The following is a 925-nucleotide window of genomic DNA, read 5'->3' on the forward strand; positions in this document are numbered from 1 at the left end:
TCTTGGCTACTTAAGTCCTCTAGAATATAAAAAATTATCCCTTAAAAAAGTTGTTTGATTTAGTGTTGACAATCCAATACTTACTTAAAAACTTTTTTGGTAGAGAAGAAGAAAAGTGAAATGGATAAAACAGGTGTTACGAATGGTCTTAACATACAGGAAGGCAGGTTGATCAATTGATACACATTAATAAGGTAGGGGAAGTGACAGGTGTTACAGTAAGAACACTGCGTTACTACGATGAAATTGGCTTATTAAAACCAACATCGAAAACAGAAGGTGGACATCGATTATATACAAATGAAGAAATAAAAAAACTACAGCAAGTTCAATTTCTAAAAAAAGTTGGATTTCGATTACATGAGATTAAGGATATGCTCACTTTCAGTGATTGGGATTGGTCGGATAGTTTAAAGAATCAATTATCTTTTGTAATAAATGAACAGGAAAATTTAAAGAAAATAGAGTTATCCTTACGGGAATTGATACATGGAATTGCGATAGAAGGAGAAGAAAACTTGATTGCGATTCAGAAGATCATGCAATTATCCAGTAAAGATAAAGAAATCCAGCAATATTATCGCGAATCTGTATTTAAAGACAGAGAAATAAAGTTATTAGAAAGGGTTCCTAATATGACAAGTGACAGCTCTGATTCACTCGAATGGATTGCTCTGATAGGTCAGTTAAAGCGTTATATGAAAGAAGGTCCAAAAGCATCCAAAGTTCAAAATATCATTAGAAGGATGGATGAAAAGCGTTTAGAGGAATTTGATGGTGAGAATGAATTTTTAGATAAACTGTGGGAAATACGGATGTCGCCAAAACAATCAGAAAACTTGGATTATACCCGATTGATCAGGATGTCCTTGAGTTTATGAACCAGGCATACGTATTTTTTATAGCAAAAGAAAAATCCTCAACT

Annotated in this window: 1 pseudogene; it reads left to right on the forward strand. The window is 33.1% G+C overall.

What is annotated here, in order from left to right:
• Positions 1–176 precede the first annotated feature (176 nt).
• Positions 177–925, forward strand: a pseudogene (locus N9I19_RS24960) (MerR family transcriptional regulator); the annotation flags it as partial.

This window comes from Peribacillus sp. CSMR9 (assembly GCF_033141925.1).
In the GTDB taxonomy this organism is placed as follows: Bacteria; Bacillota; Bacilli; order Bacillales; family DSM-1321; genus Peribacillus; species Peribacillus simplex_A.